Below are 13,378 nucleotides of genomic sequence, written 5' to 3' on the forward strand. Positions count from 1 at the left end.
AGATAAAACATACATACAAAGGAGACAGTTAGAATCCTTGTTGTTGAAGATGAATATATTCTGGCGATCAATTTACAAGAAAGTTTAGAGTCTCTGGGATATGTTGTTTTAGATATCGCCGATTCGGCAGAAGAAGCGATTGCAAAAGCAACTGAACTACGCCCAAACTTGATTTTAATGGATATCAGGTTACGGGGTGAAACGGACGGCATCCAGGCAGCAGAGGAAATTTGGCATCATTTGCAAATACCCATTATTTACGTCACAGGCCATTCTGATAAAAGTACTGTAGATCGGGCAACCCTGACAACCCCCTTTGGATACATTCTCAAACCAATCAAGGAGCAAGAACTTTATGTTGCCATTCAAACAGCAATCAATCGCTACGATCGCGAACAATTTTTGAGTTCGGTGCTTCGAGGAATGGGTGATGGGGTAATTGTAGTAGATCCTGAATTACATATTAAGTACATCAATCAGGTAGCTGAAGTGCTGACAGGGTGGCGATGGAATGAAGCTAAAGACAAGATGTTAACTGAAGTTATGAAACTCATTGACGAACAAACTCAGTTTCCGGTAGAAAATCCTATTATCACAACCCTCAAACAAGAAACTGCTATCTATCTAGGCAGTCGCGTCTTACTAGTTGCTAAAGATGGAACAACTATACCAATAGCTGATAGCGCTACTACCCTGAGAAATAATAGTGGCGTAATTACAGGAGCCGTATTAGTTTTCCGGGATGACAGGCAACGACGGTTAACTGAAGAACGTAATCTTGCTGCTGAACGTGCCCAACAACTAGAAATTCAAGTGGCAGAACTACAACGACTGAACCAGTTGAAAGAGGATTTTCTGGCAACCACTTCTCATGAAATGCGAACGCCCTTATCTAATATCAAAATGGCAATCTCGGTGCTAGAAAATATTCTTGATCAGCAGGGCATTTTAAATTCAAACGTACCTTCCTCATCTGAATCTGTAGCCCGCTACTTAACTATTCTGCGTGACCAATGCGAACAAGAGCTAGATTTAGTAGACAACTTGTTGCATATGCGAATGATTGATGCAGATGTCTATCCGTTGGAATTAACTTCAATTCAACTCCAAAACTGGTTGCCTCACGTTGCCGAGTATTTTGAGGAACGGGCTAGAGCTAGACAACAGACTTTCCAAGTTAATATTCCTCAAAATTTACCACCTTTAATTTCAGACTTAGCTAGTCTGACCGAAATTGTCTCAGAGTTACTCAACAATGCTTGTAAATATACTCCACCTGATGAACAGATTACGGTGGATGTTCGGGTAATTGGCACCACAAAAAGTCTAATAAATGAGGATGCTGAATCTGGTGTATTAGATAATCTTCAAGTTTCCTACTTTCAAATCACAATTAGCAATTCTGGGGTGATAATCCCTAAAAAAGAACAATCTCGGCTCTTTGAGCCGTTTTACCGGATTCCTCAAAGCGATCGCTGGCAAAATGGCGGTACAGGATTAGGTTTACCATTAGTGAAGAAGTTAGTGGAATATCTTCAAGGCACAATTGAAGTTACCAGTTCTCAAGGGTGGATAAGGTTTACAGTTCAATTGCCGTTGAGCCTGTCAGAGTGATTAGTGACCCAACAGGTTAATCAACAGTTAAACTCAAGGCATGATGAAATTTTATTTTCCCTTCAAACGACAATTTACCGAGTTCGCTGTTGGCTAATGCTCTTGTTGCTCGATGGGAATTTCGATCACAAACTCTGCTCCTTGCCCAACAGAAGAATTGCAGATAATATTTCCTCGGTGTTTTTGGACGATAATCTGATAGCTAATGGATAATCCTAGCCCACTACCTTTGCCTACAGGTTTTGTGGTAAAAAATGGGTCAAATAATCGCGATCGCAACGACTCTTCAATACCAGGGCCATTATCTGCGATCGCAATTTTGACCATATTTAAGTCTGTCACCTCTGTGCAAATCCGAATTTCGGGGCTAGGGAGGAGCTGCGGTCTTGGGATTTCCCCAAGTGCAGGAGGCAGTGTGGTCTTCTCCATAGGGGAAACGCTAAAAGCAATGGGGTCTCTCCAAGTGGGGGAATTGCCGTCAAGTGGACTTAGGGAGTAGGGAGTTGGAAATTGATTTCCCACTCTCTCTTCGATTGCATCAATAGCATTATTTAACAGATGCATAAATACTTGGTTTAGTTCACCTGCATAACAAGTGACTAGGGGCAAATTACCATAATCTTTCACTACAACAATTGCGGGACGGTCTGTTGCTTCCCTGAGTCGATGTTGTAACATCACCAAAGTGTTTTCGATGTCTTCATGGATATTTACCCGCTTCATCTCTGCTTCATCATGCCGAGAAAAGTGTTGTAGCGCTAGTACAATTTCCCGAATGCGATCAGATCCTCTATACATTGCACCTATCAGGTTTTGCAGATCCTTAATCATAAAATTCAGGTCTACATCTTTGGCTATTTGCTGAATTTTAGGTGTGGGTTTGGGATATTCCTGTTGATAAACCTCAATCATAGTCACTAGGTCTTGCACATATTGACCAGCATATTGGAGATTCCCATAAATAAAACTAATTGGATTATTAATCTCATGAGCCAGCCCAGCCACTAACTGTCCCAGCGCCACCATCTTTTCGTTCTGAATCTGTTGAACTTGAGAGGCTTTCAAATTGTCAAGAGCCTGTTGAAGTAAAAAGTTTTTTTCTTGCAGTTTAACTTGGAGTAAACGTAAATTAATCTGATTTTCAATTCGCAATACAACCTCTGCCCCATGAAAAGGTTTGGCAATATAATCTACACCACCAACATCAAAGGCTTTTACCTTATCTACAACATCATCCAGGGCACTAATAAAAATTACTGGGACTTCACAAGTTTTATCGTCAGCTTTCAACTGTTGACAAACTTGATAACCGTCCATATCTGGCATATTGATATCCAGCAAAATCACATCTGGCAAAACCATTTGACACGCGGTCAGTGCCATTTTACCGTTTAAGGCTTTGCGGACTTCAAAACCTTGTGCAGTCAACATTGCCGATAAAAGCCGTAAATTATCTGGGGTATCATCGACCACCAAAATATTTCTTTTATGATGGTTAGTTTGATTAAAATGCATTATTATCAAAAGCTAGACGTATAATTATTGAGCATAATAAATGCTTCTTTGAAATCACCCTGAAATTTGTTGACCAATTTCGCCGAAATACTTATATTTATAGTGTAACTCCCACGGTACCTGGAGGGGTTTATAGACTATCAAAGCTATTGGTCAGTTATGAGCTTTACTAACTTCATAGCCTGCTTACAGCAGTATAGTAGATAGCACGCACAGATTATCGAACCGAGCGTCAATAATGGAATGTTTCCCAGTTGCTACTTGATAGCTACCATTGAGGCGCTGCGGCGAGCAACTTAAGAGCCAATTGTTGTTCTATGGGTTGAGAAAAGAGATATCCTTGAGCAAAATTACAGTTTAGACTTCTCAATTGGGCTAACTGTTCTTGTGTTTCGACACCTTCAGCGATTGCACTCATACCCATTGAGTTGGCAATGCCAATCATTGCTGGTACTAGCCCCATATTCTCTTTATTCTCCTGCATACGTTTGACAAAAGACTTATCAATTTTGAGTGCATTCAAAGGAAAGCTATGCAGGTAACTCAAAGAAGAATATCCCGTACCAAAGTCATCCATAATCAACTTGATTTTTCGCTGCTTTAGTTGTTGAAGAATTATTTTAATCGCATTAGTATTTTCCATAATTACACTTTCTGTAATTTCTAATTCTAAATATGCAGGATTTATGTTATTTTCATAAATTATTCGGTCAATTTGTTCTACAAAATTGGGCTGTAAAAATAACCTTGCACTCAAATTGACACTCATAGTTAGGGGTTCTGGGATCACTGGATGATGTTGCCAGACGCTTAATTGATGACAAGCTGACTGTAATACCCAAGTATTGATGGCATTAATCAAACCTGTTTCTTCTGCGACAGGAATAAATTCTGTGGGAGAAACCAGACCCCGAATCGGATGTCGCCAGCGTACCAAGGCTTCAAATCCAGAAATTCTGCCTGTAGTCAGTGAAACAATTGGCTGATAGTAAACAAGGAATTCTTGCCTTTCAACAGCCCTCCGCAGGTCATTTTCTAACTCTAAAAGCTGAATAGCTTCCTGATGCATTGTTGGATTGAAAACGTGATATTTGGCTCTTCCTTGAGCCTTAGCCCGATACATTGCCGTATCAGCATCCCGCAGCAAATACTCTGGGCGATCATAATCTTTATTGCCCCAACTAATACCAATACTGGCATTCATAAATACTTCATATCTTGACAGTTTAAAAGCAAGTGATAGCTGTTGTAGAATCCTTTCGGCAACTTGGGTTGCGATGTTGATATCTGTGATATTTTCGAGGAGAATTCCAAATTCGTCACCGCCCAATCGTGCTAGGCTATCAATAGGTATCAGACATGCTTGCAGGCGACGAGAAATCGCTATTAGCAATTCATCGCCCACCAGATGACCAAGAGAATCATTGACAACTTTGAAGCGATCGCAGTCTAAAAAAAGTATCGCAAACTGATAATTAGATTCTTGCTTCGCCCGATTTAGAGAATTTTCTAGTCGCCTGATAAACAAAACTCGGTTTGGTAATCCCGTCAGAGAATCATGAAGTGCTATATCTAGCAGTTGACTTTGCAATTTCTGGCGAGAATTTATTTCTTTTTGAAGTTTTTGGAGAGCTTTTTCTAGCTCCCCAGTCCGTTGTTTTACCCGATGTTCCAGTTCGATATTTAGTTTCAATATTTCTAATCGCGCCGATCTCAATGCCAGTTGATTTTGCACGCGCACTAAAACTTCTTGAAACTCAAAAGGTTTGGTGATGTAGTCTACACCACCTACTTTAAAAGCTTTAACTTTGTCAAAAACATCATCTAAAGCGCTAATAAAAATTATCGGAATATCGGCTGTTAGCTCCCAAGCTTTAAACGTCTGACAAATCTCATAGCCATCTACTTCTGGCATCATAATATCAAGTAGAATCAAATCCGGTAATAATGTTTGAGTTGCTGTCAGTGCCATTTGCCAGTTCAAGGCTTTACGAACGTTATACCCTTCCCTTGTCAATATGGAGGATAAAACCCGGAGGTTGTCTGCCATATCGTCAATGATCAAAATATCTTTTTTATCAGGGTCTAAATACTCGTAATTCATTCTACGTTTGTTTTAGTCAATTCCATGATTTTCTCAAACTGGTAGTTATTTGCTAAATCCCTGAGAACTTGAAAAAGCTGACCATTATCTGATGGAATTTGCTTGAGTAACTCTAAAATCAGTTCATCGCTACAGCTGGCTGCGGCATAGTGAATCTGTTGGAGCCACTCAGGCGACATTTGTGATAAATGGCTCAGGAGTTCGGCAACACTGACAAAAATCTGTGTAGCTTGATCGACAACTGCTATGTTTGTAGTTTCTACTTGATTGGTATTTAAACCCAGATGTTGGCTCAGTTTTTCCAATAATACTTCCTGTGTGAATGGCTTGCGAATAAAATCATCGCAGCCAATGGACAAAATTTTCTGGCGTTCTTCTTCAAAGGCGCTAGCAGTTAGGGCAATAATGATCGTGTCTGTATTGCAGCAATCTTGCGTTACTTTAGAGAAGTCGCAAGGGGAAGTCAAGGCTGTTCGCGATCGCAAAGTGGACTCACCAAAAGCATCATTTCCCATGACACCAGTTGTTTCTGGTGTGGGAGACGCGTTGTGTACAACTTTGAGAACCTCGCAGTCGCCTGAATCGGGTAACCCTCCTTCAAGGCACTGGCTCCCCGATGATGCCAGTTGTTTCAATTTTGGGAATTTCCGCAACCTATTGGCTGCCCCATGCCCTATTTGTTTGGCTTTAATCATTCTTGTGGCTTCGTAACCGTCCATGATTGGCATTCGCATATCCATAAAAATCAAGTGTGGTTGCCAAGATTCCCAATTAGCAACTGCTTCAACACCATCTGTAGCTTCCTTAACTTCAAAGCCTAGAGATGTGAGAATTTTAACTAGCAACAGACGGCTTTCTTTAGAATCGTCAACGACTAAGATGCGGTATGCTTTTTCGGTAGGTGCTAAAGCTAAAATTTGGGATTTAATTTGGTTTGTCGGGATTTCTCTGGGGCAAGTTAGAGCAATCTGAACATCAAAGGCAAATTTACTACCGACACCAGGCATACTGCTGACAGTAATATCTCCTCCCATCAGTTGCACGTATTTACGGCTAATCGCCAAACCCAGTCCCGTACCTTGTTGCGATTTTCTACCGATTTCGGTTTGCTCAAAAGCCTCAAACAGCAAGTCAATTTCTTGTGGGGTAATACCACAGCCAGTATCTTGTATCTCGAAGAAGAGATGAGGGGGATAGAGGGGAATTTGCTCTCCCTGCTCCCCGGCTTTGCCAGTTCCCAGCCTCACCCGTAGTGTCACTTTTCCCGTATCAGTAAATTTGATGGCATTTCCCAAAAGGTTTATCAAAACTTGACACAGTTTATTTTCGTCCGTTTCTATATATTTAGGAATGTCTTGTGCATATTCAAATAGCAATTCTAAATTTTTAGATGCAGCCCGCAAGTGCAACATCTCCTCTAAGTTTTTCAACAGATGAATTAAGTCAAAGCTACTGAGATTTAATGTAATTCTGCCAGCTTCGATTTTGGACATTTCTAGAATGTCGTTAATTAAGTTGAGTAGATGTTCACCAGCACGATTAATAATTGCCAAGTTTTCTTGATGTTCACCAGAGAGCGAATAATCTCGGCTCATGACTTGGGTGAAACCAAGAATGGCGTTGAGTGGGGTACGCAGTTCGTGGCTCATGTTAGCGAGGAATTCGCTTTTGGCAAGGTTGGCGGCAGCACTTCGCGCGGCTTCCCGAACGGCTGCTTGTTGTTCCTGTGCGGCGATTTTTTGCGATTGAATCAGTTCTTCTTGGGTGGTTTGCAGTTGCTCGATAACTTGCTGAAACTCTTCAGTCCGTTTTTTTACTTGAGCCTCTAAGGTGCGATTGTATTCTGCTAATAACTTTTCTGTTTGTTTGCGTTGGGTGATATCAAAAAATGTAGCGATCGCAAAAGCAATATTTCCCGATTCATCATAGATTGGCTTTGCCAAAACTTCAATGGGAATAATCGTGTTACAATAGCGAATTTCCATATCATCAATCCTGGCACTTTCCCCAAGCAATGCTCTCAAAATCGGCAGGCGATCGCTGGGGTAAAGTTGATCTGTCCCGGCAAGGTAAGCTTGATATACCTCTGACAATTGTTCGCCACTTACTTCTGTGTAGACGCGTAGCGGTGAGGGGGTCGCAGTCTTGGCGGTTCCCGTCGTTAGCGTAGCGTTAGCGAGTCTTTGAGCGTCTTGCGGCCCCCCGAACCCGTTGGCGTAGCCTCTCGTAGAGAAGGGCTTGTCGTTAGACATCGCTCCTTGACCAAGAATTTGCTGCCCAATTTGATTTGTATAATAAGGTTCACCTTCAGCATCTATGATAAATACACCTACCGGCATGGCTTCTAAAAATTGATTCAGCCGACTTTGACTGTGAGATAACGCCTCATTTAAGACTTGCATCTGAGCATTCTTTGCTGACAAAGCACTAAAGGATAATTGGAGTTGCTTTGCCATAGTTTCAAATGACTTGGCTAGTTCCCCCAATTCATCGGAACGCTGAATTTCTGGTATTTGCTCCCATTCACCTTGAGCAATTTTCTTAGCTGATATGTTTAATTGTAAAATCGGCTGAATTACCCAGCGAGCAGTCAAAATTCCAATTATTGCAGCTACTAAAAAAGCAACTATGCACAGCAAAATGGTGATGCGGGTGTTAGCGTTAATTTCCTCCATAAATACGCTTTCGGGAATCACCGCCAGGATTAGCCAATCTAAACCCAGTTCATCCCTCCAATTTTTTACCTGCACAAAATAACGCACTCCATCGGCGGTAAAGTTTAGCTGTTGCTTCCCCACTATGAACTCAAGATTGCCAAAGCGTTTGATCAAAGACTCAGTTGTGAGTCTAATTAAATAATTTTGACTATCTAATGCTGATCGACGTTTTATTTGACCATTAATGATGGTATATGGTGGCTCGGTAGTAGAAGAAGCCACTATTAAGCCGGAACGCTCTAAAATAAAAGTTTTACCCAATTTTTCGGTGTTTAAGTTGGCTAAAAAGTTGCTGATTTGTGACAAGATCAAATCAACACTAATAACTCCAACTAGTTTATTTTTTTTATCGTAAACAGGAAAGCTGGAAGATATAGATAAAACTTCTGGTTTATCTTCCCATTGATAAATTTGGCTCCAAACGGGTTTGCCTGCCTTGACTGCATCTGCATACCATGCTTCTACACGAGGATCGTAATTTTTGACTTGCTGAAGCTGGCGGCGATTCCCATTCAGGTCTGTATTGTAAACATAAAGTTTCCCAATACCATGCTTTTCAGTAACTTCATTAATCAATAGTTTGCCATTATTCAGACGTTCAATACCGATAAATTCACCTTTGGGGTTGGCAAAGCTGTTGTAGCCAACATTGAAAACCCGCATTTGTTTCCAAAAGTAATTTCCAGTGGTTAGAAAGTCAGAAAGGTTTAGCAGACCTAGATCAATTGCATCTAAGTTGATTTGATTGATTTGCTTGGGAGTTGTCAAATAGCTATCAAGATGCTGTTCAATGCGATCGCAGATTTCATTTTCTAATAGAGTCGCAAGCTCCTTAACCGCTTTTTGGCCATTTTGATACGAAAGATAGCCCACAAGACCTACCGCCCCAAAAATTTGCAATATAAAGGGCACAATCAGAACATACCTCAGGGGCATATTGGCATAAACTTTGCCAACCAAGCAATTAATAGATTTGACGGGGTGAAGTTTGGATAACATTGTTGTTTAATTCTTCCCCAGCATCTGCTAGGGGCATGTTTGCCATACAAGCTACATCTAATCTCAGCATAATTACGGTGAATAATTGGCTTTAGCTATGACATTTTTTATCTTTTCGTATAAAAAAGCACGAATATTTGATATTTGTTTTACTAGCTAAGTCCCTCCAATGCCTATTTTTTAAACTTTGCGACGCCGATAGGGTAGCGGTAGCGAGTCCGCGTACTCTGTAAGAGTTGCAAGCTACGCTTTTAGCGTCTCGTAGAGAGCGTCATAGCCTGTTGTAGACATCACACCTGAATTTGCTCACTTTTATCTGGCAATGTATCAACACATTTCCTCGGATAAACAGAAATTTCACTGATAAGCTACAGTATGCCATTCTAAAATTCAGGTCGCCATTAGCACCCAATCCTAAACTTAATTTTTAATTGCTGATGTCTTGATTTTCCGGTCTCAAAACCTCTGGACTTGTACAAAAACTTATATTATAAGTACAACAATTTTAAAATTTTCATACAAATACATAGTAAAAACAAAAAAATCCAAGAAAATTTACTTAGGATTTTTTATTTTAAAGAAATGTTAATTTTATTATGAAAGTATGTCAATTTCATCGCCAATTTGTAAAATTTTTCCGGCTGACGATGGGGATAATTCGGTATTAACACTCAATCTATAAAAGTGATTAAAAGGCGATGAAGCAACCCAATTTGGTAAAGTTGCTTGTCGCTGGGTTACAAAAATTTTTTGAAAGTTTGGGTAAGCTTCTCCTAAGTAAGAATCGCGTGTTGGGACTATACAACGCTGACATGGTTTAACCCCAAAAAAGTCCACATCTCCTACTCGAAAGGAAACTAAATCACCCTGTTCACTAAATAGCTGATCTTCCCAAAATGCTGGTACACCATCAATCTCAATGTTGGCACGCATTCGACGGCGTATTTCATCTATATTTAAACCGGGAAACCAAGAAGCTACTTCTGCCAAAGTTGCTGTACTAATTACCGTTGGGCCAGGTGAAGACGTATCGTCAGGAAAGCCCATCAGAGAGTTTTGCCTTAATGTGACACCAAACCCCAAAAAATCACTCAAAGTTGCTTCTAAAGCTTGCCGTTCTTCATCCAGATGAAAAATTCGTTGTAAGTCGCTATCGGGTATTTGCAACGAGATCGTTCTATTGAAGAGCGCAAATTGCGCCCTTAGTAAATGGATTTTAGCATGACGCTTGCCATTGACAAATCTACCCTGTTCGTCAAAAATAGCAAACTCGCGGTCATGCTGTAGTGCTCCACTAGCAAGAACTCTAGCATTCTCAACTTCAATACCATCCAGTGACTTAACTGGATACAGTAAAATCTTAGCTAGGTAAGGCATCATAGCAATTTTGGATTTTAGATTTTGCGATCGCCTCTGGCGGGTGCTTTGCACCATCGCGTAGCGTGTCGGAGACAAAAGTGGGAGCGCCGGCTTTCGGCGATAGTGCAATGTCAAGCCTTTTCTACGAGAGGCTTGTCTGCGACACGCTACGCGTAGCAAGATCCCCGTAGGAGTATGCTTAGAGCGAGTCCGCGAACGTCTGGCTCCGCCAAAGGCTAACTGAACTTTTTAAGACAGATTTTGGATTAAAGATTGGCAATTTAGCAGTCTCCAATCTAAAATCTAATTTTTTTGTTACTTATCCATTTGATCAATATTGTTTTTTAATTATGGATATACTGGCGATTTATCTATTCCTCCAACATGATTTAGAGGCCAGAAACGAACTACAGCACGTCCAATAATATTCTGGCGGGGAACAACACCCCAGCAGCGGCTATCGTAACTACTGTTACGATTATCACCTAATACTAGATATGCATCGGCTGGTATAGTCTGGGGTTTTGCCAAAAAAGGTGGCTGTGGCCCTGATTGGCAAACATCAATGACTGTACTCTGCCCAGAACTAAGGTAATTAGCTTCTGGGAGGGGTTTGTTGTTGATATATACTTTGCCATCCCTAAGTTGTATTTTTTCTCCAGGTAAGCCAATTACCCTTTTAATAAAAGCATCATGATATTGTTCTTTCTGTAGTTCTTTTGTTGGCGAAAATACTACAATATCACCCCGCTGCGGGTCAGCAAATTTATACTTCAACTTATCGACAATGATTTTGTCTGCCTCCCACTGGTTTGGCGTACCATGCAGAGTCGGTTCCATCGATCCAGAAGGAATCCAGCGTGCTTCAGCAACAAAGGTACGGATTCCCAGAGCTAGAACAATGCTCAATACAATTGTTCTACCTAGCTCTGCGATCCAAGAATTATCGGGTTGTTGACTAGAGTTGTTATCAGACACTTGATTTTGCATGAAATTACTTAACGGAAGGAAAGATGTAGGTAATTAACTCGCCTAGTGAGACTTTATCTGTTAATCTTAACGGGAAAATTTTAATTTCCTAGTCATGTTCCCATCTTGACTACTAATTTTAGATTGTGGATTTGACAGAGTTCTTCATAAATTAAAAATAAACTTTTTTTTAACGCGCGGCAAAAATTGGTTACTCTGAGCGCGAATAAGTTTAACCTAAAAGTATAGTTCTCTGTAATACATAGCTCCCTGTCTGAACAAAGTTAACCCTATGTCATCTCCACAAATTTTACTGATTCGCCGTGCTCGCATAATCCTACCCAATGGTGAACTGATGATTGGGGATGTGTTGACGCGCGATCGCCAAATAGTCGAAGTTGCGCCAGAAATCTCCGAAACAGCACTAGCCACTGAAATTGACGCAGAAGGGTTAACTTTGTTGCCAGGAGTTATCGATCCGCAGGTACATTTCCGGGAACCTGGACTAGAACACAAGGAAGATTTATTTACCGCTAGCTGTGCCTGTGCTAAAGGGGGAGTCACTTCTTTTTTAGAAATGCCCAATACGCGCCCCCTAACAACGACACAGCAGGCTTTAGACGACAAGCTACAACGGGCCTCACAAAAGTCTTTGGTTAATTATGGGTTTTTTATTGGGGCAACAGCAGAGAATTTACCAGATTTGCTTTTAGCAAAGCCAACACCAGGAATTAAGATTTTCATGGGGTCGATGCATGGTCAGTTGCTAGTTGATGGCGAAACAGCCCTCTCTGCGATATTTGCCAAAGGCGATCGCTTGATTGCCGTTCATGCCGAAGACCAAGCTAGAATCAACCAACGCCGCCAAGAATTTGCCAATATTCACGATCCAGCTGTTCACTCGCAAATTCAAGATAATCAAGCGGCATTGCTGGCAACCCAACTGGCATTAAAACTTTCTCAAAAATATCACCGTCGTCTGCATATTTTGCACATGTCAACTGCCGAAGAAGCAGATTTGCTGCGTCAGGAGAAACCTAGCTGGGTAACAGCAGAGGTAACACCACAGCATTTGTTGTTGAATACCAGTGCTTATGAGCAGATCGGTACTTTGGCACAGATGAATCCACCTTTGCGATCGCCCCACGACAACGAAGTTCTCTGGCAAGCTTTGCGCGATGGCGTGATTGATTTCATCGCTACAGATCACGCACCGCACACCTTAGAAGAAAAAGCTCAAGAATATCCTAATAGTCCTTCGGGAATGCCTGGGGTAGAAACTTCCCTGGCTTTGATGTTAACTGCGGCGATGGAAGGAAAATGTACTGTGGCTCAAGTTGTTAACTGGATGTCAAAAAATGTCGCTGTGGCTTATGGTATTCCCAATAAAGGAGCGATCGCACCTGGTTATGATGCCGATTTAGTGCTTGTAGATTTAAATACATACCGTCCAGTCCGGCGCGAAGAACTCTTAACCAAATGCCGTTGGAGTCCCTTTGAAGGCTGGAACCTTACCGGCTGGGCTACAACCACTATTGTTGGTGGTGAAATAGTTTTTGACAAAGGCCAGGTAAATACGCAAGTGCGGGGTCAAGCTTTAACTTTCTTATAGCAAATATTTATTTAAGCTTACGTAGTAGACAAACAATTATACATCAAAGCCATACTTGAACTGGCAAGATTTTCATCTATCTAGAGTCAAGACTAGACCAATGCGGTTTGGTTAAAGCTAAAAGGCGAAAATCCTTGTTTTTCCTCCTTTACCCTTTGAACCAAAGGGTATTGACTTGTCGCTGTATCATAAATTGCAACTTGAAACCCTGAATTTATTTATAAGTGTTTCAAGTCAAATCTTTAATAACTATTGCCTTCGCGCTATAAGATGACCTGTCGCACGGCAGTTGCTATAACGGATAGCGGCACAGTTAGCGAGTAATCGAGTGTTGGGAACTTTTGTAACGCACTGCCTCGTCCTTGGCGGTTCGTTAAATCTTCTAGGCGGATAAGGTAGGTATTGGAACAAATCTGATGATGCTTGACCTTCATCCAAGTCATGTATTTCCCAGAAACTATGCCTGGAAATATAACCATAGAAATTATC

8 protein-coding genes are annotated in these 13,378 nt (G+C 41.1%); 2 read left to right on the top strand and 6 right to left on the bottom strand.

Annotated features, from left to right (window positions below; all coding sequences use genetic code 11):
* Positions 1 to 33: 33 nt before the first annotated feature.
* Positions 34 to 1,614 carry a hybrid sensor histidine kinase/response regulator gene (locus tag H6G92_RS40785; protein WP_313889940.1) on the top strand — a complete coding sequence of 527 codons (1,581 nt, stop codon included), beginning with the start codon at positions 34 to 36 and terminating at the stop codon, positions 1,612 to 1,614.
* Positions 1,615 to 1,707: 93 nt separating this feature from the next.
* On the opposite strand, the gene H6G92_RS06160 is transcribed toward H6G92_RS40785, so the two are convergent.
* The 5 genes from H6G92_RS06160 to lepB all read right to left on the bottom strand — a co-directional run bounded on the left by H6G92_RS06160 (position 1,708) and on the right by lepB (position 11,298).
* Positions 1,708 to 3,129, bottom strand: a complete 1,422-nt coding sequence (locus H6G92_RS06160) for a hybrid sensor histidine kinase/response regulator (protein ID WP_190891846.1) — start codon at positions 3,127 to 3,129, stop codon at positions 1,708 to 1,710.
* Between the two features lie 268 nt (positions 3,130 to 3,397).
* Entirely contained in the window at positions 3,398 to 5,233 is a 1,836-nt protein-coding gene (locus H6G92_RS06165) for a GGDEF/EAL domain-containing response regulator (protein ID WP_190891848.1), read from the bottom strand.
* On the bottom strand, positions 5,230 to 8,949 hold the full coding sequence (locus H6G92_RS06170; protein ID WP_190891851.1) for an ATP-binding protein: 3,720 nt from the start codon (positions 8,947 to 8,949) through the stop codon (positions 5,230 to 5,232). The genes H6G92_RS06165 and H6G92_RS06170 overlap by 4 nt, the downstream gene beginning before the upstream one ends.
* A 594-nt stretch (positions 8,950 to 9,543) precedes the next feature.
* Positions 9,544 to 10,326, bottom strand: a complete 783-nt coding sequence (locus H6G92_RS06175; RefSeq protein WP_190892002.1) for an MOSC domain-containing protein — start codon at positions 10,324 to 10,326, stop codon at positions 9,544 to 9,546.
* A gap of 330 nt (positions 10,327 to 10,656) precedes the next feature.
* Positions 10,657 to 11,298, bottom strand: coding sequence for a signal peptidase I (gene lepB / locus H6G92_RS06180; protein ID WP_190891854.1), 642 nt, complete (start codon positions 11,296 to 11,298; stop codon positions 10,657 to 10,659).
* Between the two features lie 271 nt (positions 11,299 to 11,569).
* On the opposite strand from lepB, the gene H6G92_RS06185 reads away from it, so the two are divergent.
* Entirely contained in the window at positions 11,570 to 12,889 is a 1,320-nt protein-coding gene (locus H6G92_RS06185; RefSeq protein WP_190891856.1) for a dihydroorotase, read from the top strand.
* A gap of 263 nt (positions 12,890 to 13,152) precedes the next feature.
* On the opposite strand, the gene H6G92_RS06190 is transcribed toward H6G92_RS06185, so the two are convergent.
* Positions 13,153 to 13,368: a hypothetical protein gene (locus H6G92_RS06190; protein WP_190891859.1), complete on the bottom strand. Its 216-nt coding sequence runs from the start codon at positions 13,366 to 13,368 to the stop codon at positions 13,153 to 13,155.
* Positions 13,369 to 13,378 lie beyond the last annotated feature (10 nt).

The organism is Nostoc foliaceum FACHB-393 (genome assembly GCF_014698505.1).
GTDB classification, from domain to species: domain Bacteria; phylum Cyanobacteriota; class Cyanobacteriia; order Cyanobacteriales; family Nostocaceae; genus Nostoc; species Nostoc foliaceum_A.

Coding starts and splice junctions, on each gene's coding strand:
- H6G92_RS06190 (WP_190891859.1), bottom strand. CDS start 13,368: ATGGTTATATTTCCAGGCATAGTTTCTGGGAAATACATGACTTGGATG.
- H6G92_RS06165 (WP_190891848.1), bottom strand. CDS start 5,233: ATGAATTACGAGTATTTAGACCCTGATAAAAAAGATATTTTGATCATT.
- H6G92_RS06160 (WP_190891846.1), bottom strand. CDS start 3,129: ATGCATTTTAATCAAACTAACCATCATAAAAGAAATATTTTGGTGGTC.
- H6G92_RS06170 (WP_190891851.1), bottom strand. CDS start 8,949: ATGTTATCCAAACTTCACCCCGTCAAATCTATTAATTGCTTGGTTGGC.
- H6G92_RS06185 (WP_190891856.1), top strand. CDS start 11,570: ATGTCATCTCCACAAATTTTACTGATTCGCCGTGCTCGCATAATCCTA.
- lepB (WP_190891854.1), bottom strand. CDS start 11,298: ATGCAAAATCAAGTGTCTGATAACAACTCTAGTCAACAACCCGATAAT.
- H6G92_RS06175 (WP_190892002.1), bottom strand. CDS start 10,326: ATGCCTTACCTAGCTAAGATTTTACTGTATCCAGTTAAGTCACTGGAT.